The organism is Flavobacterium beibuense (assembly GCF_004151245.1).
Classification (GTDB): Bacteria; Bacteroidota; Bacteroidia; order Flavobacteriales; family Flavobacteriaceae; genus Flavobacterium; species Flavobacterium beibuense_A.
Genome location: NZ_JUIW01000011.1, coordinates 167,864 through 188,857, shown reverse-complemented (window position 1 = coordinate 188,857; position 20,994 = coordinate 167,864). Strand labels below are relative to the sequence as shown.

21 protein-coding genes and 1 tRNA gene are annotated in these 20,994 nt (G+C 39.2%); 3 read left to right on the top strand and 19 right to left on the bottom strand.

The window, feature by feature from the left end:
• Nucleotides 1-184: 184 nt before the first annotated feature.
• Entirely contained in the window at nucleotides 185-2,449 is a 2,265-nt protein-coding gene (locus NU09_RS15620) for a zinc-dependent metalloprotease family protein (RefSeq protein WP_129752237.1), read from the top strand.
• Between the two features lie 44 nt (nucleotides 2,450-2,493).
• On the opposite strand, the gene NU09_RS15615 is transcribed toward NU09_RS15620, so the two are convergent.
• From NU09_RS15615 to NU09_RS15600, 4 genes are all read right to left on the bottom strand, one after another.
• The gene (locus tag NU09_RS15615; protein WP_129752236.1) at nucleotides 2,494-2,988 is read right to left on the bottom strand and encodes a hypothetical protein; all 495 of its coding nucleotides are present in this window, start codon (nucleotides 2,986-2,988) and stop codon (nucleotides 2,494-2,496) included.
• A gap of 77 nt (nucleotides 2,989-3,065) precedes the next feature.
• Nucleotides 3,066-3,689: an aminoacyl-tRNA hydrolase gene (gene pth, locus NU09_RS15610; RefSeq protein ID WP_242501893.1), complete on the bottom strand. Its 624-nt coding sequence runs from the start codon at nucleotides 3,687-3,689 to the stop codon at nucleotides 3,066-3,068.
• Between the two features lie 78 nt (nucleotides 3,690-3,767).
• Nucleotides 3,768-4,373, bottom strand: a complete 606-nt coding sequence (locus tag NU09_RS15605) for a 50S ribosomal protein L25/general stress protein Ctc (protein WP_129752235.1) — start codon at nucleotides 4,371-4,373, stop codon at nucleotides 3,768-3,770.
• Between the two features lie 26 nt (nucleotides 4,374-4,399).
• Nucleotides 4,400-5,341, bottom strand: a complete 942-nt coding sequence (locus NU09_RS15600) for a ribose-phosphate pyrophosphokinase (RefSeq protein ID WP_129752234.1) — start codon at nucleotides 5,339-5,341, stop codon at nucleotides 4,400-4,402.
• A gap of 154 nt (nucleotides 5,342-5,495) precedes the next feature.
• Here NU09_RS15600 and NU09_RS15595 point away from each other — a divergent pair.
• Nucleotides 5,496-5,575: transfer RNA gene (locus NU09_RS15595), tRNA-Leu, on the top strand.
• Between the two features lie 124 nt (nucleotides 5,576-5,699).
• On the opposite strand, the gene NU09_RS15590 is transcribed toward NU09_RS15595, so the two are convergent.
• Complete coding sequence (locus tag NU09_RS15590) at nucleotides 5,700-6,149, bottom strand: LexA family protein (protein ID WP_129752233.1); 450 nt, start codon at nucleotides 6,147-6,149, stop codon at nucleotides 5,700-5,702.
• Nucleotides 6,130-7,410: a Y-family DNA polymerase gene (locus NU09_RS15585; RefSeq protein ID WP_129752232.1), complete on the bottom strand. Its 1,281-nt coding sequence runs from the start codon at nucleotides 7,408-7,410 to the stop codon at nucleotides 6,130-6,132. Before NU09_RS15585 ends, NU09_RS15590 begins: the two co-directional genes overlap by 20 nt.
• Before the next feature lie 143 nt (nucleotides 7,411-7,553).
• Here NU09_RS15585 and NU09_RS15580 point away from each other — a divergent pair, with 143 nt between their 5' ends.
• Nucleotides 7,554-8,306 (top strand): SDR family NAD(P)-dependent oxidoreductase, encoded by a 753-nt coding sequence (locus NU09_RS15580; protein ID WP_129752231.1) that lies wholly within the window; start codon nucleotides 7,554-7,556, stop codon nucleotides 8,304-8,306.
• Nucleotides 8,307-8,363: 57 nt separating this feature from the next.
• Here NU09_RS15580 and NU09_RS15575 read toward each other — a convergent pair whose 3' ends face one another.
• From NU09_RS15575 to NU09_RS15515, 13 genes are all read right to left on the bottom strand, one after another.
• Entirely contained in the window at nucleotides 8,364-9,734 is a 1,371-nt protein-coding gene (locus NU09_RS15575; protein ID WP_129752230.1) for an NADH-quinone oxidoreductase subunit N, read from the bottom strand.
• A 12-nt stretch (nucleotides 9,735-9,746) separates the two neighbouring features.
• A complete protein-coding gene (locus NU09_RS15570) occupies nucleotides 9,747-11,189 on the bottom strand; it encodes a NuoM family protein (protein ID WP_129752229.1) in 1,443 nt (480 codons plus the stop codon).
• A 10-nt stretch (nucleotides 11,190-11,199) separates the two neighbouring features.
• The gene (gene nuoL, locus NU09_RS15565) at nucleotides 11,200-13,083 is read right to left on the bottom strand and encodes an NADH-quinone oxidoreductase subunit L (protein WP_129752228.1); all 1,884 of its coding nucleotides are present in this window, start codon (nucleotides 13,081-13,083) and stop codon (nucleotides 11,200-11,202) included.
• A 6-nt stretch (nucleotides 13,084-13,089) separates the two neighbouring features.
• Nucleotides 13,090-13,410 (bottom strand): NADH-quinone oxidoreductase subunit NuoK, encoded by a 321-nt coding sequence (gene nuoK / locus NU09_RS15560; protein WP_129752227.1) that lies wholly within the window; start codon nucleotides 13,408-13,410, stop codon nucleotides 13,090-13,092.
• A 1-nt stretch (nucleotide 13,411) separates the two neighbouring features.
• Nucleotides 13,412-13,918 (bottom strand): NADH-quinone oxidoreductase subunit J, encoded by a 507-nt coding sequence (locus NU09_RS15555; RefSeq protein WP_165357705.1) that lies wholly within the window; start codon nucleotides 13,916-13,918, stop codon nucleotides 13,412-13,414.
• Between the two features lies 1 nt (nucleotide 13,919).
• Nucleotides 13,920-14,465: a NuoI/complex I 23 kDa subunit family protein gene (locus NU09_RS15550; protein ID WP_129752225.1), complete on the bottom strand. Its 546-nt coding sequence runs from the start codon at nucleotides 14,463-14,465 to the stop codon at nucleotides 13,920-13,922.
• 58 nt (nucleotides 14,466-14,523) lie between these two features.
• Nucleotides 14,524-15,555: an NADH-quinone oxidoreductase subunit NuoH gene (nuoH, locus tag NU09_RS15545; protein WP_129752224.1), complete on the bottom strand. Its 1,032-nt coding sequence runs from the start codon at nucleotides 15,553-15,555 to the stop codon at nucleotides 14,524-14,526.
• Nucleotides 15,556-15,557: 2 nt separating this feature from the next.
• The gene (locus NU09_RS15540) at nucleotides 15,558-16,601 is read right to left on the bottom strand and encodes a 2Fe-2S iron-sulfur cluster-binding protein (RefSeq protein ID WP_129752223.1); all 1,044 of its coding nucleotides are present in this window, start codon (nucleotides 16,599-16,601) and stop codon (nucleotides 15,558-15,560) included.
• 99 nt (nucleotides 16,602-16,700) lie between these two features.
• Nucleotides 16,701-18,068 (bottom strand): NADH-quinone oxidoreductase subunit NuoF, encoded by a 1,368-nt coding sequence (gene nuoF / locus NU09_RS15535; protein WP_129752222.1) that lies wholly within the window; start codon nucleotides 18,066-18,068, stop codon nucleotides 16,701-16,703.
• A gap of 24 nt (nucleotides 18,069-18,092) precedes the next feature.
• The gene (gene nuoE / locus NU09_RS15530) at nucleotides 18,093-18,617 is read right to left on the bottom strand and encodes a complex I 24 kDa subunit family protein (protein WP_129752221.1); all 525 of its coding nucleotides are present in this window, start codon (nucleotides 18,615-18,617) and stop codon (nucleotides 18,093-18,095) included.
• Nucleotides 18,618-18,622: 5 nt separating this feature from the next.
• Nucleotides 18,623-19,858, bottom strand: a complete 1,236-nt coding sequence (locus NU09_RS15525; protein ID WP_129752220.1) for an NADH-quinone oxidoreductase subunit D — start codon at nucleotides 19,856-19,858, stop codon at nucleotides 18,623-18,625.
• Nucleotides 19,859-19,871: 13 nt separating this feature from the next.
• Nucleotides 19,872-20,408 carry an NADH-quinone oxidoreductase subunit C gene (locus NU09_RS15520; protein ID WP_129752219.1) on the bottom strand — a complete coding sequence of 179 codons (537 nt, stop codon included), beginning with the start codon at nucleotides 20,406-20,408 and terminating at the stop codon, nucleotides 19,872-19,874.
• A 4-nt stretch (nucleotides 20,409-20,412) separates the two neighbouring features.
• A complete protein-coding gene (locus NU09_RS15515) occupies nucleotides 20,413-20,964 on the bottom strand; it encodes an NADH-quinone oxidoreductase subunit B (protein WP_129752218.1) in 552 nt (183 codons plus the stop codon).
• Nucleotides 20,965-20,994 lie beyond the last annotated feature (30 nt).

Genomic DNA, 20,994 nt, shown 5'->3' with positions numbered 1-20,994 from the left:
GAGTTATGATAAAGCAAATTTAATAAGAAGAGGGTATATTATAATAATGATGAAGATTTTATTTTAAAATATAGTTTTTTAGCGGTGAAAATAGGAAATTAACATTTTTCCGTTGCTAAAAGTCTAATTTTTAGGAACATTAATCATTATATTTGTCAGCTATGATAAATATACTACTATTACAATGACAAAAAAGCTATTAATTATTTTGATAGTTATCATGCAATCTGCATGGGGCTATTCTCAATCAAACCTATGGAGTAAAACATCAGAAGAGCGTTTAGTATCTTATGAAAAAGCAGATCGTGCTGATATGCCAGTCGAATATCAGTTGTACCATCTGAATTTTGAAGCGATGAAAAACATCCTTTCTTCTGCTCCCTCAAGAAAGAATTTTTCAGGAGAATCTCAGGTAATTGTTTCTTTTCCTAATACTGAAGGACAATTGGAAAGATTTAGAATTTATGAGGCATCAGTAATGCATCCTGATCTTGCTGCAAGTCATCCTGAAATACAATCTTATGTTGGTAAAGGAATTGATAACCCTACATCAACAATCCGTTTCAGCACCACTATTTTTGGTTTACACACCATTACCTTTTCTACAAAGGGTACTTATTATATAGATACTTATACTAAGGATCTTCAAAATTATATTGTATATAAAAAATCAAGCCTTACAGGTGGCAGGTCTTTTGACTGTGAAACAGCTGATGCAGATGCTGCAGTTGAGTTCGGTCAAAAATTTACTGTAAAAAACACTCAGTCTAACGATGGTGTTTTAAGAACTTACAGACTTGCAATGGCTTGTACTTTTACTTATGCTCAATATCATTTTACTGCAGCAGGAGTAAGTGCAGGTACAACGGCTGAGAAAAAAGCAGCAGTTTTAGCAGCTATGAACGTTACCATGACCAGAGTGAATGGTATTTATGAAAAAGATTTTGCCATTACTATGGAAATTATTCCTACTAATGATGATATTATATTTGTTTCTAATTCAGGTTCTTATCCTTTTACAAATGAAAGCGGAGGTGTACTGTTGAATCAGATTCAGGATGAAATTGATGATAGAATTGGTTTCTCAAATTATGATATTGGCCACGTAGTTAGTACAGGTGGTGGAGGTATAGCGCAGTTAGGTTGTGTTTGCAGTAACAGTAAAGCAAGAGGTGTAACCGGAAGCAATAATCCTGTAGGAGATGCTTATGATGTAGACTATGTTTGTCACGAAATGGGTCACCAGTTTTCGGCAAGACATACTTTTAATGCAAGTGGAGGAAATTCAGGTTCTTGTAATGGAAACCGTAGTGCTCAAACTGCGGTAGAGCCGGGTAGCGGTACTACTATTATGGGTTATGCAGGTATTTGTGCAAATGCTGATGTACAAAATCATTCTGATGCTTATTTTCATGCTGTAAGTATGGCGGAAGTGTTTTCTTTTATAAACTCAATAAGCTGTGCAGAGGAGACTGATAATAATAATACTGCTCCTCAAATAGATTTTCAGGGAGGTACATCCATACCGCTTGGGACAGCGTTTGTTTTGACAGGTAATGCTACTGATGCTGACGGAGATGCACTTACTTATTGTTGGGAAGAGACCGATGCAAATGGTTCGGTTGTGGTTGGGTCTCCGGCACCTTTTTCTACTGATGCTCCAATGTTCAGATCTTTAAGTCCGGTAGATGTTCCTGAAAGATATTTTCCGCCTCTTGAAAATGTTTTGGCGGGTAATCTATCTCCTCAATGGCAAGTTGTGCCTATAGTAGGCAGAACACTTAACTTTGCTCTTACGGTAAGAGATAATGCTGTTCCTAACGGAGGACAAACATCAAGAATTAACAAGCAGATTATTGTTTACGGAAATGCAGGACCATTTACTGTAACTTCTCAGGATGGATTTGCTGAAGTATGGCAAACCAATACAACTGAAACAATAACCTGGAATGTTGCTAATACTGATCAGGCTCCTATTTTAACGGCTAATGTTGATATATTGCTTTCTACAGACGGTGGACAAACATTTGAAATGCTAATTGAAAATACACCGAATGACGGTACTGAATCTTTCGTAGTACCTTCAAGTCTTCCTGAGTCTGATAATTGCAGGATTATGATTAAAGCGGCAGATAATGTGTACTATGCTGTGAATTCTATTCCTTTTGCAATTCAATTGTTAGATAATGAAGAGTTTGGTCTTGATGGCTTTACTTTATATCCTAACCCTAACAATGGTAATTTTACCGTGTCGTTCAGTTCTGCTACAGCGAATGATATTAATATAGCTGTATATGATATGAGAGGAAGACAGATATTGTCAAACAACTATGCAAATACAGGAACTTTCTCTGGAGATATAAACTTACAGGGAATACAATCCGGAATTTATCTTGTTTCTGTACAGGATGGTAACAGAAAAGAAGTTAAGAAGATAGTGGTTCAGTAATAATCACGATAAATAAAAGAGGCGCCTTATAAAGCGCCTCTTTTTTATTTTATATATGCTATTATTGTCTTTGTCTTTTGGTTTTGGATAACATCGGGAAGTGTTATAATAACTTTACCGTCTTTATATTCGGCATAACCGTCTTTAACCTCTCTGTAGCCTGCAAGGTCTTTGCAATAGCAAAACACCCCAAAAAGCATTTTAATTTCACTATTCCTGTCTAAGGAAGCCACATCACTTGTTGTTTCAATAATTACTTCTTCTTTATAAAAATCGTCCTGAGCCTGTTTGTTAGGTGTTTTACTATAGGTGTACTTTAAAATACTTTTGCCTTCCTGTGCCTGAGATTCATAATACAATTTACCTGCCCCGTTTTGTTTGTATACAAGGCTACTGTCTTTAAGTACTTCAAACGAACATATTCCTTGTGTTGGGCAGTTGCTTTCAAGGTTGTAATTTCCTGATTTTAAAACGGTATTCTGGCTTCCGCAAGATGCTAATGCTGTTACAAATGCTATTGATAGGATAATTTTTTTCATACTACGGTTTTTAATTACAAAAACAAACTTTAAGCCAAATTACATATTAATGGTTAAAGGAATAGCCTGTTTATAATTTATTTACCATTATAAGTATTCATGGTATTGTTTAGCCCTGCCAATGCAAATGATTTTATAGCTTCTGATGCCATGTCAAGCCTTTCCGGAAGTTTAGCCTTTTCTTCTTCGCTCCATTCGCCTAAAACATAATCTACCTGTTGGCCTTTTTTAAACTCATCACTTATCCCGAAACGAAAACGCGCATACTCAGTAGAGTTAAGTAATAGCTGAGTGTTTTTAAGTCCGTTATGGCCTCCGTCGCTTCCTTTTGCCTTAATTCTGATGGTGCCAAAGGCAAGGTTTAGGTCATCGGTAACCACAAGCAGGTTTTCCTTTGGTATATTTTCTTTTTCCAACCAGTATTTTATGGCCTTACCGCTCAGGTTCATGTAAGTATTAGGCTTTAAAAGGATAAGCGTCCTGCCTTTTATTTTTACTTCGGCCACAGCGCCCAGTTTTGCTGTTTCAAACTGTGCCCCTTCCTGTTGTGCCAGTCGGTCTACTACTTTAAAGCCAATATTGTGACGTGTGTTTACATATTCGGCTCCTATATTGCCCAGTCCTGCTATAAGATATTTTTTCATGGGATCGATACTCTCAGCTGTCTTGTTTTGTTTAAAAAGGTTTGTAAGCCATTTCATGCTTCAAAAATAGGCAACTTTGCCTTAAATAAAAAAGCGTCCCGTAAAGGACGCTTTTTTGTATAATTGAAAAAGAAATTATTTTTTCTTCTTTCCTGCATCTTTTGCAGCTTTTGCAGCTTCCTGAGCAGCTTTCATGGCAGCACGTGAAATTCTTACCTGCGCAACAACAGTGTTGTCCGGGTGAAGTAATTTAAAGTTGTCTGCAGGTACCTCTGTAACATAAAGCTTGTTACCCATTTCAAGGTTTGTAATGTTAGCTTCAACAAAGTCAGGAAGGTTAGCAGGTAAAGCTCTAACTTTAAGTTTACGTTGGTTAAGACGTAAAACACCACCAGCCATAACACCTTTAGAGTTACCAACAACTTTTACAGGAACTTCCATAGTGATTTCTTTCTCAGCATTTAACTGATAGAAGTCAATGTGTAAAATTTTGTCAGATACCGGGTGGAACTGGATATCCTGTAGGATAGCGTTGTAAGTTTTACCGGCAAGTTCAATTACCACAGTGTGTACGTTTGGAGTGTAAACCAGGTTTTTAAATCCTTTTTCGTCTGCAGTAAAGTGTACTGGCTGATCTCCTCCGTATAACACGCAAGGAACCATTCCAGCATTACGTGCCGTACGCGTTGCCGCCTTACCCACGCTTTCTCTTTCAGATCCTTTGATCGTAATTGATTTCATTTTGAAATATATTAATTAATAAAAAATTACATTAAAAATTTACCGCTGATAGAGTTATTGCTGTGTACTTTGTGCATCACATCAGCAAACAGCTCAGCACATGTAACCACACGTATTTTGCTGCTCTCTTTTTTAAGCGGAATACTATCTGTAACAATCAGCTCAAGAAGCTGAGAGTTTTCAATTTTCTCATATGCATTACCCGATAGTATAGCGTGTGTACATATAGCTCTTACGCTTAATGCACCTCTCTCCATCATCATGTCGGCAGCTTTAGTAAGCGTACCTCCCGTGTCAACCATATCGTCAACAAGGATAATGTTACGTCCTCTAACATCACCAATAACCTCCATAGTTTCTATAACGTTAGCCTCTTTTCTCTGCTTGTAGCAGATAACTACGTCTGACCCTAAGAATTTAGAATATGCATAAGCCCTTTTAGATCCACCCATGTCCGGAGAGGCAATGGTAAGGTTTTCAAGGTTAAGACTCTTAACATATGGTAAGAATATTGTAGAAGCAAACAGATGGTCTACCGGTTTTTCGAAGAAGCCCTGAATCTGGTCTGCATGAAGATCCATGGTCATAATTCTGGTAGCACCTGCCGATTCAAGTAGCTTAGCAACAAGCTTAGCTCCTATCGGAACCCTTGGTTTGTCTTTTCTGTCCTGTCTTGCCCATCCAAAGTAAGGTATTACTGCTGTAATGTGTCTTGCAGATGCTCTTTTTGCAGCATCAATCATTAGCAATAATTCCATTAAGTTGTCTGAACTTGGGAAAGTAGAGCATACAAGGAAAACACGAAGTCCTCTTATAGACTCTTCGAATGATGGCTGAAACTCACCGTCACTGTATTGTGAAAAAGTAATTTTTCCTAATTCAGTTCCATAACTTTTAGCGATTTTTTCTGCCAGGTATTCACTGTTAGAACATGAAAATATCTTAGCTTCCGGCTCTACGTATGACATCTTAAATACTTGTTTTGTAGTTATTTAGTGTGTTGTTTCTCTAAACGAGGTGCAAATTTAGGAATTTAATTGAACTCTGGAAGTTTTTTTAGGTTATTTTTACCCTAGATTAGAATAATTTTTTACATTTGCACCCACATTTACTGAGGAAAATGCCTGGATGGCGGAATTGGTAGACGCGCACGACTCAAACTCGTGTACTACGGTGTGTGGGTTCGATTCCCACTCCAGGTACAAAAACCCATTAGCTTGCTGGTGGGTTTTTTATTTCTATACTGAAAATTTTTCTTTTGCAACTTATTAACCAAATCCTATTATTGTTTTCTGGTATAAGTTGTTTATAGGAGATAGCCAATACCTATGCTACCTTCTTTATAACATAGGTCACTATGCCCCATACTATAAACTGATTGTTTTCGGTAATTTTTATTGGGGTATAAGCTTTATTTTCGGGCATCAGATACAGGCAGTCGATATCTGATACCAGTCTTTTAACGGTAAATTCACCATCTACCAGGCAAACGGCTATTTTCCCGTTGGAAGGCTCCATACTGCGGTCTACAACCAGTATGTCGGCATTGTTTATGCCTGCATCTATCATGGAGTTTCCTGATACCCTAATGTAAAAGGTGCTTAACGGATTTTTACTGAGTTCCCTGTTAAGATCAATTTTGGTTTCCATAAAATCCTGAGCAGGAGAAGGGAATCCGGCCGAAACTCCGTGTGATATATAGGGTAGGGGGCTTTTGCTTTCCATGTCGGGAGCATATATGTTAAGCGCCCTGTATTTATTGCTTGCTATCAACATTTATCTGTAGTATTTCATTAAAATTTGTGGTGTATCGGGGGGAGAGCATGTCCTGTTTCATATCCCAGGTTTTTTTTGCCTGCGATGCTAACCGTAGTATCCGGTCGCCCATTTTGGTATTTATATTGTCCATGGCTTTCATCAGTGCCATGTGCCTTGGGTTTTCATCTATAAACAAATTAAACTGACGTGTATTTTCCGGTATCAGGTCGGTTACTATAACCCCTGCCTTTTTAAATATTACCGACTCTGTTTCTGCCAGCATGCTTTTTAAAAGGGTTACAGCCGCATTGCTTATTGTAATACCCGACTGTGATGCAAATGGCAGTAAGGTTGCTCTGCTGTAATAGTATTTTGGGTTATTAAGGTTATGCTTATCGGCTACCAATGTTACAATTATGGTATGGCAACAGCTTTGCTGTTTTCTAAGTTTTTCAGCTGTAACCATTGCAAAAGTTGTAATGCGTTCCCGTAACAGGTCAAAATCCGATATCTGTTTCGGGAAAGTTCGTGTTGTGGCAATACTTTTTCTTATTTCAGGAACCTGTCCGTCACCTATGACGGGTTTGCCCTCCAGTTCATATTTAATGCGTAGCCCTGTCACTCCCATTTCTTTTTTTATCCATGCCTCCATATAAGGTTCGGTAAAATCTAAGGCTGTGTTTACTTTTTTTGCCTTTAGCTTTTTTACGGTTCGGTAGCCAATTCCCCATACATCTTCAATCTTTAGCCACTTTAACGCCTTAATCCGTTTTTCTTCAGTATCTATGACATAAACCCCTCCCGTTTTATCCTGAAATTTTTTGGCTATCCTGTTTGCAGCTTTAGACAGTGTTTTTGTAGGAGCAAACCCTACGCAAATGGGTAAGCCTATCCATTTGGCTACAGTTTCACGCATTTGATGCCCATAGCTGTTGTAATTTTCAATGGTAATACCGTTAAAATCAAGAAAGGCCTCATCAATACTATATACTTCCACATTAGGGGTAAAAAGTTCCATTATCTTCATTACCCTTTCACTAAGATCTCCATATAAGGGGTAGTTGGATGAAAACACTTTTACATTATTTTCCCTTAATAAATCACGTACTTTAAACTCGGGTGCTGCCATTGGTACACCTATTGCCTTTGCCTCTTCACTGCGCGATATAATACAGCCGTCGTTGTTGGAAAGTACAACAACCGGCCTGTCCTGATACTTAGGCTGAAAGGCCCTTTCGCAGGATACATAAAAGTTATTACAGTCTATAAGGGCATACATAAAACAAATGTATGAAAATAATCTTATATAAGAAAATAATCTTATAGTTTGTGTTGGTGTTAAAAAAAGGATAAACTGCCCGTATAGTAGTGCTTTCCAGTGATTTGCTTCGTAAATTTATAGTTCAATTAAAAAATTATAATATGTCATTATTAAATAATAAAGTGGCTGTTGTTTCCGGAGGTGGCTCCGGAATAGGACGTGCCATAGCAGAGACGTATGCACAGGAAGGTGCTAAAGTAGTAATAGCCGATATTAATGAGATACATGGGGAAGAAACTGTAAATCATATTAAGAAAGCCGGAGGAGAAGCTTTTTTTGTTAAGGCTGATTCCTCTGAGGCAGAAGATAACAAGAAACTTGTAGAGGCAATAGTAACAAAATACGGCAGACTGGATATTGCATGCAACAATGCGGGTATAGGTGGTCCTGCTGCACCAACAGGAGAATATGATATTGATGCTTGGGATAAGGTTATAGCCCTAAATCTTAGCGGTGTTTTTTATGCCTGTCGTTATCAAATTGAACAGATGATGAAAAACGGGGGTGGGAGTATAGTAAATATTGCTTCCATTCACGGTACTGTGGCAGCACCAAATAGTCCTGCTTATACTGCTTCTAAACACGGTGTTGTTGGGCTTACAAAAAATATCGCAGCGGAATACGGACAGAAAAACATACGTTGTAATTCTGTGGGGCCGGGATATATAGAAACGCCATTACTTACAGATCATCTTAATAAGGAGATGATGGAAGCGGTTGCAGCAAAAAGTACAATGGACAGACTAGGAACGCCACAGGAAATTGCCGATTTGGTTACCTTCCTTAGCTCTGATAAATCATCATTCACTACCGGAAGCTATATAATTGCCGATGGAGGTTATACTGCAATATAAGTCAATGCATAAAACAAAAAAGCCCTTCATTATGAAGGGCTTTTTTTATTATTTCTTTTATAGATATCCTAAAACCAAATCCGGGTAAAGACCTAGTGCGATATTTAATAAGATAGCAACTACTGCTACAACACTGTAAGCAAAAGGTACAGCTTGTTTTTCTTCTGTACTGTCTTTTGTATACATTGCCAGGATTAGTTTAAAGTAGTAACCTACACTTATAATAGAGTTTACTACTGCAATTATTACAATTGCTACCTGTCCTGCTCTTAATACTTCTCCAAAAAGGAAGAATTTTGCAAAGAATCCTGAGAAAATAGGGATACCTGCCATTGATAAAAGCGAACACGTTAATACCGCAGCCATTAATGGATGTGTTTTTCCTAATCCGTTAAAATTGTATATTTCTTCGTTTCCTTTATTTCCGCAAACGCTTAATACTACAGCAAAAGCAGCTATACCAGCCAGGCCGTAGGCAGCAGCGTAGTAAAACAGTACACCTGTAGTTGTAGGAGGGCTCAGGAAAACCATTAGCATAAAACCGGCATGTGAAATACCTGAAAAAGCTAGCATACGTTTAACATTACTTTGTTTTAATGCCATAAGGTTACCTACAAACATAGATAGTGCCGATACAATTATAATAATAGTTACATAAGTACCGGGAACTTCGTGGTTAAGGCCTTTCATTAGCTTGAAAAACGCAGCCATTGCCGCTACTTTTGCAAGCGTACTCATGGTAGCTGTTGTAAGTGCAGGAGATCCTTCATATACATCCGGTGCCCAAAAATGGAATGGTACTGCAGCTATTTTAAATAGTAAACCTATAGTAAGTAACACTATACCAATAAAAAACCATCCGGGGATATTACCACCGCTTACTGTATTGTAAATTGTTTCTACATCAAATGATCCTGTTGCACCATATATTAATGCAATACCAAAAAGAATAACACCCGAAGCAAACGATCCCATAAGGAAGTATTTCATACCCGCCTCGTTACTGCTTACATTTTTAGGCTCGCTGGCGGCAAGTATATATAAGGAAATAGATAAGATTTCTATTCCAAGGAAGAACATAGCAAGGTTACCAAAAGACACCATAGCAACTGCACCTGCAAGAAGAAATAGTTTTATGGCAACAAAATCTGATATTTTAGTCTTATGATTTTTATGAAATTCCGGGCTAAGGGCAACCAGGAAAGTGGTAAGCACGATAAACAGGGCAGAAAATATTCTTGAATAGTTATTCTCTACAATCATGTTATTGTAGTATGTGCTTCCTACTAAATTAAGTTCAGTTATATTAAGCCCCAATATAGCAAGCAATCCGATGATACTTACCGGAACAATGGCTTTTCTCAGATTGAAAATTTCAGCTATAAGGCATATAATCCCTAATCCTGCAATAGCTATTAATGTAGTCATTTCTTATTGGGCTTAATTAGATGTGTTTATATGTAATATTATATTCTCCAGTACAGGTGATACAAAGTTTACAATTGGTTTAGGGTATAAACCAAAGAACAATAGCACACCTATTATCAGCACAAATACAAAGCCTTCGCCAAAAGTTACATCGGCAAATACTTTTGTGTTTTGCTCTCCAAGCATAACCTGCTGGAACATTCTAAGCATGTAAAATGCACCTAGTATAATGGTAGTACCTCCCAGTACGGCAAACCATATATTAGTTTGCGCAAGGCTGTAAAGTACTTCAAATTCACCAACAAAGTTAAAAGTAGACGGTAGCGCTACAGAAGCAAGTACCAGTATCATGAACATCGAGGTAAATCGTGGGGTTTGTACCCTTATACCACCCATTTCACTTATTTCGGTTGTGTTATATCTTCTTTGAATTATTTCTGCAGCATAGAAAAGTCCTACCACAACAAAACCGTGAGCTACCATTTGCAGTACCGCACCTCTAAGGCCGTCAATTGTAAGTGTATAAACACCGGCAGCAATAAGCCCAACGTGTGCAAGAGATGAATAAGCAAGAAGCTTTTTAAGATCCTGTTGTTTTAAAGCCAGTATAGAGCCATATATAACACCAGCAATACATAATGCGATTAGTGGATACATATATTCTTTTGCCGGAGCTGGAGCTATTGGCAACTGCCATCTTATAATACTGTAAATTGCCATTTTAAGCATAATACCAGATAAAAGCATTGTACCTGCTGTAGGCGCTTTTTGGTATACATTTGCCTGCCATGTATGGAATGGTATAATAGGAATCTTAATAGCATAAGCAATAAAGAATGCAAAGAAAATCCAAAACTGCTCAGTACCGTTAAGGTGTAACCTTAAGAAGTGATAGTTTAGGAAAGATCCTGTTTTTTGATACAGGTATACAAATGCCACAAGCATGAACAGTGAACCCGCAAAAGTGTAGATAAAAAATTTAACCACATCTTTTTTTCTTGCTTCGGCTTCACCGCCACCCCATATAAGAGCAATGAAATAAATCGGGATTAATGAAAGTTCCCAGAAAATATAGTATAAAAGTCCGTCACCGCTTAAAAAAGTTCCTGCCATAGCAAAAACCATAAGCATTATAAGTCCGTAGAAAGACTTCGCCTTATTTTGTACTTTTTTAAATGTTGAAAGTATTATTATAGGAGCCAGTGCTGTAGTAAGTAATACCATAGTAAGCGACAGCCCATCGGCCAGAAAGCTTAACTGAATATTTGGTACTCTTATCCATGGGCGTGTAAATCCCACTTCTACACCATTGCTTTGTAAGTAGCTTATATATAATGTTAATCCGAAAGCTGCTAAGCTAAAAAATGTGGCAACTTTTGAAGCCAGTTTATCGCCTGCAAAATAAGTTGCTGCAGCTCCAATAAGTAAAGTGATAAGTATAATTAATACGTCCATCAGGTATGAATTATTTAGCTAAAAAAATATAAACGATTATTGAACATATACCCAGTACAAAAGCAAACAGGTAAAAACCAATGCTTCCGTTCTGTAGTGTTTTGCCTTCTGCACCTAATACGTTGGCAAGTTTTCCAAGACCAAAAATAAATCCTGAAATGGCCACTTCGGTAACATTCTTAAAGAAGCTGCCCAGTGCATAGATAGGTTTAACTATTAATGCAGTATATATCTCGTCAACATAAAATTTATTGTAAAGTACTTTGGCAAAGCCTGTAATCTCGCTGTCCTGAGCCGGTACAGCAGATTGTTTGATATATTTAGCATAAGCTAATCCTATACCTATTAATGCACCTACTATAGCTACTGCCATTAGCATGTACTCTGTAGTACCCATGTGGTGGTGCTCAGCATGTCTTGTTATTACAGGAGCAAGGTATTCGTTTAACCAACTGTTACCCGGTAAGCTTATTGCCCCGCCTACTGCTGCTAATATTGCAAGTACGATAAGAGGGAAAGTTATAAGTCCCGGAGACTCGTGTAAATGTTTCTTTTGTTCTTCAGTTCCCCTAAAGTCTTTGTAGAAGGTAAGGTATAACAAACGGAACATATAGAATGCCGTCATTATTGATGCTACCGATCCAATAACCCATAAGGGTTTGTTGTGGTGGAAAGCCGTCATCAATATCTCATCTTTAGAGAAGAATCCTGCAAATGGAGGTAAACCTGAAATGGCAAGGGTAGAGATAAGGAAAGTAATAAAAGTAACTTTCATAACCTTACGAAGGCCACCCATGTAGCGCATATCCTGCTCGCCGTGCATAGCGTGAATTACAGAACCTGAACCAAGGAATAAACAAGCTTTGAAGAATGCGTGTGTTATTACGTGGAATACAGCAATCTCATAAGCACCTAATCCTAAAGCAAGGAACATTAAACCAAGCTGTGATACAGTAGAGTAGGCCAGTACCTTTTTAATATCGTTTTGTACAAGTCCTATAGAAGCTGCAATAAGTGATGTTACAGCACCTACAATTGCAATAATGTTTTGTACTTCCGGAGCAAGATCAAATACATAGTTTAATCTTGTAATCATAAAGATACCTGCTGTTACCATCGTTGCAGCGTGGATAAGAGCCGAAACCGGTGTAGGTCCCGCCATCGCATCCGGTAACCATGTGTAAAGAGGAATTTGTGCACTCTTACCACAAGCACCTATAAATAAACAAAGTGCAGCAATTGATAACCATGTTGGGTCTATATGATGAGAACCTGTTTCTATAACAGTTCTGATATCTGTATAATCCAGTGAGTGGAATAAATAACCAATAATAAAGATACCTATAAGGAAACCAAGGTCACCTATACGGTTCATGATAAATGCCTTTTTAGCCGCGTCATTGTAATCCTGATTTTTGTACCAGAAACCGATAAGCAGGTAAGAGCATAAACCAACACCTTCCCAACCGATGAACATAATCAGCAGGTTGTTACCCATTACAAGGGTAATCATAAAGAATACGAAAAGGTTTAGGTAAGCAAAGAATTTGTGGATGTTCTCGTCATCATGCATATAGCTGATAGAGTATACGTGGATAAGTGTACCGATACCGGTAACAAACATTAGCCACAGTAAAGAAAGCTGGTCCAGCTGAAAAGCAAAGTGAACATCAAAGTTTGCCAGCTTCATCCATTGAAACAGGTCTACCATAACAGCCTCCTTTGTACTGCTAACCTGTAAAAAGAAGGAAAGCGTAACGGCAAACGAAACAGCTACTGCTGCAGTGCCGATAATACCTGAAAGGTTACCGCTTAATTTTTTTCCTGTAAAAACATTAATCAAGAACCCTATAAATGGGGCGAAAAGTAGTAGTAATGCCAACTTAGTATCCATTAGGCCTTATCCTTTTAATTTTTTTAAACTATCGATATCAATATTGTTCAGGTTCCTGTAAATGGCTACAAGAATAGCTAATCCTACGGCAACCTCTGCTGCGGCAACGGCCATAGAGAAAAATACAAATACCTGTCCGGCAGCATCCTGATGGTAAGTAGAAAAAGCAACTAATAGCAGGTTAACCGCATTAAGCATAATTTCTATAGACATGAACATCACGATTGCATTCCTTCTGTAAAGAACCCCAAATGCCCCCACACAAAATAGTAGTGTAGAAAGATAAATGTAGTTCTCAATACCTATCTGTTGTAAAATATTTTCCATACTAGCTGTTTATATGTTCTTTTTTAGACAATAATACGGCTCCAATCATAGATACAAGAAGCAATACCGAAGCAAACTCAAACGGAACCATGTATTCGTTTAACAATACCTGACCCAGTACTTTAATAGACTGGTAATCCTGTCCTGAAACCTTATACTCGTTTATTACCGGCTGTGCCTTAACAAAAGTTGCTAAAAGTACGAACGCCACAAGGCAGAATGACAGTACGGCTGCTATTCGCGTGAGTGCCGACTTGTTCTGTTCGTCTTCCTTATTGAGGTTCATGAGCATTATGGTAAAGAGCATTAATATCATAATAGCTCCTGAGTAAACGATAATGTGTACAATAGCTAAGAACTGAGCATTAAACATTAAGTAATGCCCTGCTATAGAGAAAAAGCAAAGTACAAGGTAAATAGCACTGTGAATAGGGTTTTTACTAAGAATAGTCAAAAACGCTGTTGCTAGTGTAATGGCCGATAAAATATAAAATAATGTTGTCAACATATTAATTAGCCGTTTTCATTTGAGTGTTCTTAATAGCCATGTCAAGAGGCATAACCAGTTTATCTTTTCCGTAGATGAATTCTTCCCTGTCGCTGTTAGGTTTTACCATAACTCTCGACTTAGTAAGGTAAATAGCCTGTTTAGGGCAAGCCTCTTCACACAGTCCGCAAAAAATACATCTAAGCATGTTAATCTCATAGATAGATGCATATTTCTCTTCCCTGTAAAGGTGCATTTCGTCCGGTTTCCTTTCTTCAGCTTTCATAGTGATAGCCTCTGCAGGACATGAAAGCGCACAAAGACCACAAGCCGTACAACGCTCTCTTCCTTCCTCATCACGCATAAGCATGTGCTGACCCCTGTATACCGGACTAAGCTCCCTGGTTTGTTCAGGGTACTTAATGGTTACTTTTCTTTTAAATAAATGTCGGATGGTGATAAATAATCCTTTTACTATCGCCACAAGATAAAGGCTTTCCCAAAAAGTCATCTTTTTGTTGGAAACCTCTTTTTTTCTACCCGATAATGATATGGTTTCTATTGACATTTTATATTTTTTTAATCCGTCCTTTACAGGAGGCATTCATTTAGATACTTTTCAAGGCTTACTGAGTAAGCAAAATAACAATCCCTGTAATTATAATATTAGCTATGGCAAGCGGAATAAGCATTTGCCATCCTAAACGCATTAACTGGTCATAACGGAATCTTGGTATTGTCCAACGCACCCACATATAGAAGAATATGAAGAAGCATATTTTAGCAAACAGTACCCCTATACCTATAATGTTAGCAGCGTTTACACCCCAATTCTCTGTAGCCCATTCTATACCAGGGTAGTTGTAACCACCAAAGTAAAGTACGGCAAGGATAGTAGAGGAAATAAACATACTCGCGTATTCTGCAAATAGGTAAAAGCCCATTTTCATTGACGAATATTCAGTATGGTAACCACCTATAAGCTCGGCCTCACATTCAGCAAGGTCAAACGGCGTACGGTTAGTTTCCGCAAACGAACATACTAAGAATATAAGAAAACCTACCGGTTGGTAGAATACGTTCCAGTTCATACCGGCCTGTTGAGCCGAAATCTCTCTCAAGCTAAGAGTTCCTGTCATCATGATAAGAGCGATGATAGCAAGACCCATGGCAACCTCATAAGAAATCATTTGGGAAGAAGCACGCATGGCACTCATTAGGGAGAATTTGTTGTTAGAAGCCCATCCTCCAATCATAATACCATAAACACCTACAGAAAGTACCCCGAAGATGTAAAGCATGGCAACATTGATATCGGTAGCCTGAAGGATAATGTCACGACCAAATAAATGAAGCTTATCACCCCAAGGGATAACAGCACTCGTCATTAAAGCCGTACTCATTGAAATGGCAGGACCCGCAACGAATAGGAACTTGTTTGGCGTATTAGGGAAAAACTCTTCTTTGGCAAATAGTTTTAAACCATCGGCCAGGGGTTGTAGTATACCACCTTTACCGGCACGGTTAGGGCCTATACGGTCCTGTAACCATGCAGCAACTTTCCTTTCGGCCAATGTGGCATACATTGCCATAAGCATGGTAATGGCAAATATTACAACAATAAAAATGCTTTTTTCAATTATTATTGACTGTTCCATATCTATACGTTACCTTCTTTAAAAACCTTTACTTCGCCTTCTTTAAGAGGCACTGCCGGCATACTGATTTTCTTTCTGTCCTGATCCCTTCCTAACAGTATGTTTTTCTCTGTATCAATCTTAACAGGCTCAATGTTTCTTGTGTAGTTGTTCTGGTTGATAACAGAATCTTTTTCAAACTTCCTAGGCCCTTCAATTACCCAGTCGTTTACATCTTTATGGTCAAAACGGCACTCGTTACAGATAAATTCTTCCACTTCATGGTATTCATCCTTACGTGCAGTAACCCTTTGTATTTCGTTGCCAAACATCCATAGGGTAGTTTTACCGCAACACTTATCACAGTTTCTGTGGGCGTTAAACGGTTTGTTAAACCATACCCTTTGCTTAAAACGGAAAGTTTTATCAGTAAGTGCTCCTACAGGACAAACATCAATCATGTTTCCTGAGAACTCATTGTCTATAGCTTTTGAGATACAGGTAGAGATTTGAGAATGATCTCCGCGGTTTACCACACCGTGAACCCTGTTATCTGTAAGTTGGTCAGCAGTCATTACACAACGGTAGCAAAGGATACAACGGTTCATGTGAAGCTGTATCTTGTCACCAATGTTTTCCGGTTCAAACCTTCTTCTGTCTTCTATATAGCGTGTTTTAGCAGATCCGTGCTTAAAGCTAAGGTTCTGTAAATCACATTCTCCTGCCTGGTCGCAAATAGGGCAGTCAAGCGGGTGGTTTATCAATAGGAATTCGGTAACCGATTTTCTGGCATCAAGCACTCTTTCAGATGAGATACTTTTTACCTCCATACCATCCATAACACCTGTTACACACGATGCCATTAGTTTTGGCATTGGTCTTGGGTCGGCTTCACTACCTTTAGAAACCTCTACTAAACAGCAACGGCATTTACCACCGCTACCTTTTAGTTTAGAGTAGTAGCACATTGCCGGCGGTACAGATTCGCCGCCTATCATTCTTGCAGCCTGAAGGATGGTGGTCCCCGGTTCTACATTTATTTCCTGACCGTCTATTGTTACTTTCATAATTATTAAGCCCCCTAAACCCCTAACGGGGGAATTCGGGTAATTAAATTTTACTTACGTTGTGCCTCTCTCCTCCCTTTTAGGGAGGCCGGGAGGGGCCTATATTTCCTGCTTTGCTACCAGGTGTCTTACCTTTTCAAAAGGCTCGGCAACAAAGTGATCTCTGTTCTTAACTTTTTCTGGGAAACGAACGTGGTATTCAAACTCTTCCCTAAAGTGGCGTATAGCTGCTGCTACCGGCCATGCTGCCGCATCTCCTAGAGGACAAATGGTATTACCTTCAATTTTTCTCTGGATATCCCATAGCAGTTCAATATCTTCTTCACGGCCGTGGCCTGTTTCAATCCTGTGAAGTACTTTCTCCATCCATCCTGTACCTTCACGGCAAGGCGAACACTGTCCGCAGCTTTCGTGGTGGTAAAAACGGGAGAAGTTCCATGTGTTGCGAACGATACAGGTAGTATCGTTATAAACGATAAAACCACCTGAACCAAGCATAGAGCCCGACTGGAATCCGCCTTCGCTTAATGACTCATAAGACATTAAACGGTCACCGCCTTCTGCATTCTTATAAATAAGGTGAGAAGGAAGAATTGGCACTGATGAACCTCCCGGTACTAATGCTTTTAACGGCCTGTCGTCCATCATACCTCCAAGGTATTCATCAGAGTTCATAAACTCGTCTACGCTAAGGCCAAGTTCTATTTCATATACACCAGGGTTCTTAATGTGACCTGAAGCAGAAATTAGTTTTGTTCCTGTAGATCTGCCAATACCTATTTTAGCATATTCTTCTCCGGTATTGTTTACAATCCACGGCACTGCTGCAATAGATTCAACATTATTTACCACTGTAGGGTTTGCCCATAACCCACTTACCGCAGGGAACGGTGGTTTAATTCTTGGGTTACCTCTTTTACCTTCAAGCGATTCTATAAGGGCAGTTTCCTCACCACATATATATGCTCCGGCACCACAGTGTACGTGCAGGTCAAGGTCGTAACCAGAACCTAATATATTTTTGCCCAGCCATCCTGCAGCATAGGCTTCTTTAATTGCTTTTTCCAATATGCGGAATACCCACATATATTCTCCACGAATGTAGATGTAAGAAAGGTTACAGCCCAGTGCATAGCTCGAAGTGATCATACCTTCAATAAGCAGGTGAGGGATGTACTCCATAAGGAAACGGTCTTTAAAAGTTCCCGGCTCCGACTCATCCGCATTGCACACAAGGTGTCTTGGCTTTCCTGATTTTTTGTCAATAAAACTCCATTTCATACCGGTAGGGAAACCTGCCCCCCCGCGTCCTCTAAGTCCTGAAGTTTTAACTTCTTCCACAACTTCATCCGGAGTCATGCTTTTTATAGCTTTCTCTACAGAGCGGTACCCCCCGTTTTGGCGATACACTTCGTAGGTTTTAATACCCGGTATGTTTGCGTGTTCTAATAATATTTTTCTAGCCATTGTTACTTGGTATAATGGTCCTTATTAGTGTAAATTAACTTTGCCGTTCCTGCAATCCTCTATAATCTCATCTACTTTTTCTTTAGTAAGATGTTCTTTATAGTAATCTCCCAGCTGCATCATAGGTGCATAACCACAAGCGCCAAGGCACTCAACACCTACTACGGTAAACATACCGTCTGGAGTTGTTTCGCCTTCCTTAATACCTAACTTTTCGCAAGTGTAGTCCATAAGGTTTTCGGCACCGCGAATTGCACAGCAGGATGTTCTGCAAAATTCAAACATGTACTTGCCTATAGGCTTTTGGTTAAACATGGTGTAAAACGAAACCACCTCATAAACCTCGATAGGTTTAATTTCCAGTATTTCGGCAACCTTGTCCTGAAGCTCTATGCTCAGCCAGTTATCGTGAGCATCCTGTACCTCGTGAAGTACCGGAAGCAAAGCCGATTTTTTCTTATCGGCAGGGTAGTGGCTTAATAGTTCGTTGATGCGCTCCGTTAGTTTAGCATCTATATTTATAACCTGTTTTGCGTTTGAAATCTCCATAGTCATTAAGCGTCTAATTCGCCTGCAATTACATTGAGGCTTGATAGTGTTGCGATTGCATCAGAAAGCATTTGTCCTCTAACCATATCATTAAAGGCCTGATAGTATATAAAGCATGGCCTTCTGAAATGTAATCTGTATGGTGTACGGCTTCCGTCGGTAATAAGGTAGAAACCAAGTTCTCCGTTACCGCCTTCCACTGCGTGGTACACTTCAGTTTTTGGTACAGGCACTTCACCCATAACAATTTTAAAGTGGTATATAAGTGCCTCCATGTTGTTGTAAACATCTTCTTTAGGAGGGAGGTAGTAATCCGGTACATTAGCATGGTAAGGGCCTTCCGGAAGTTTGTCTAAAGCCTGACGGATTATGCTCAAACTTTCCCAAACCTCTGCGTTACGCACACAGAATCTGTCGTATGTATCACCTGATTTACCTACTGGTACATTAAATTCAAAATCTTCGTAAGAGCTATATGGTGTGATAACACGAACGTCATAGTCAATGCCCGCAGCCCTTAGATTAGGGCCTGTAAAACCATAGCTCATTGCTTTTTCTGCAGAAATAGGGCCTACATTAATTGTTCGGTCCATGAAAATCCTGTTACGGGTAAGCAGGTTTTCAAATTCTGTCCAGATAGCAGGGAATTCCTCAAGGAATTCGTTTATCTTTTTAAAAGCGGCAGGGCTCCAGTCCCTTTCAAAACCACCTATACGACCCATATTGGTTGTAAGGCGGGCACCGCAAATCTCTTCGTATATCTCGTATATTTTTTCCCTGTACTGGAAAACGTATAAGAAGCCTGTAAGCGCACCGGTATCTACACCCAGTACTGAGTTACAGATAATGTGATCGGCAATACGTGCCAACTCCATTATGATTACCCTAAGGTACTGTACTCTTTTAGGAACTTCTATATCAAGAGCCTTTTCCAGAGTCATCCACCATCCCATATTATTAATAGGAGCAGAGCAGTAGTTCATCCTGTCTGTTAGCGGAGTGATTTGGTAAAACGGCCTGTTTTCTGCAATTTTTTCAAATGCACGGTGAATGTACCCTACAGTACCTTCGCCATCCAGTATTCTTTCGCCATCCATTAACAGGATGTTTTGGAAAATACCATGGGTAGCAGGGTGCGTAGGCCCAAGGTTTAGCACAGATAGTTCGCTGCCATCTTCATTGCGCCTTTCCTCAATCTGTTTGGCGTAGCGGTGTTCTGGTGGTAATAACAGGTCTGACATTTTATATCAAAAATTATTTCAGGTTATTATTAGCATTATCCGGAGTTCTACCAAAGAAGCGGTCGTCCTTATCGGTACGGCCACCATCTTCAAGAGGAAACTCTTTTCTCATAGGGAACGATTCCATTTCGTCCATATTAAGTATTCTTTTAAGCTGCGGATGACCTTTAAATATAATGCCGTAAAAATCATACGTTTCACGTTCCTGCCAGTTAGCACCTAAAAACAGGTTAGTAGCTGTTTCTATTTCAGGGTTATCACCGTTTAAAAAACATTTAAACCTGATGCGCACGTTGTCCATCCAGTTATGCATATGGTATACCACAGCAAACTGTCTCTCTTTTTCAGAGTCAGGGTAGTGCACGCCGCAAATGTCGGTTAGGAAGTTAAAGCGTAAAACGTCGTCTTCTTTTAGAAAACGCATTACCTCGTTCATGGAATCAGAGGCAACTTCAAAGGAAAATATATCTTTTTGCTGGATAAATCCGGTTACATTGTCACCAAATTTTGCTGTAAGCTTGTCCTGTATAACAGATGTTTCTAAAGCCATTACTTTATGAAATATTATAAGAAGCTAATAATTCTTTATACTCAGGAGAATTTCTTCTTCTAACTGATTCTGATTTTACGATTTCCTGAAGCTGCATTATACCCTCAAGAATCTGCTCCGGCCTTGGCGGGCATCCCGGTACATAAACATCTACCGGTATTACCTTGTCAATGCCCTGAAGTACAGAGTACGTGTCAAATATACCACCGGATGATGCACAGGCACCTACAGCGATTACCCATCTTGGTTCACTCATCTGCTCATAAACCTGACGAAGGATAGGGGCCATTTTCTTAGCAATGGTACCCATAACCAAAAGCATGTCTGCCTGACGCGGAGAGAAGCTCATACGCTCTGATCCGAAACGTGCCACATCATAGTGTGATGCCATGGTTGCCATGAACTCAATACCGCAGCATGATGTTGCAAACGGAAGAGGCCATAGCGAGTTAGCACGGGCAAGACCCACTACAGAGTCAAGTTTTGTTGCAAAAAATCCGTTTCCTTCCACTCCTTCGGGAGCGTCTACTAATTTTATATCTGATGAATTGCTCATAGTAATTTAATTTTGATTATCAGGTAATTA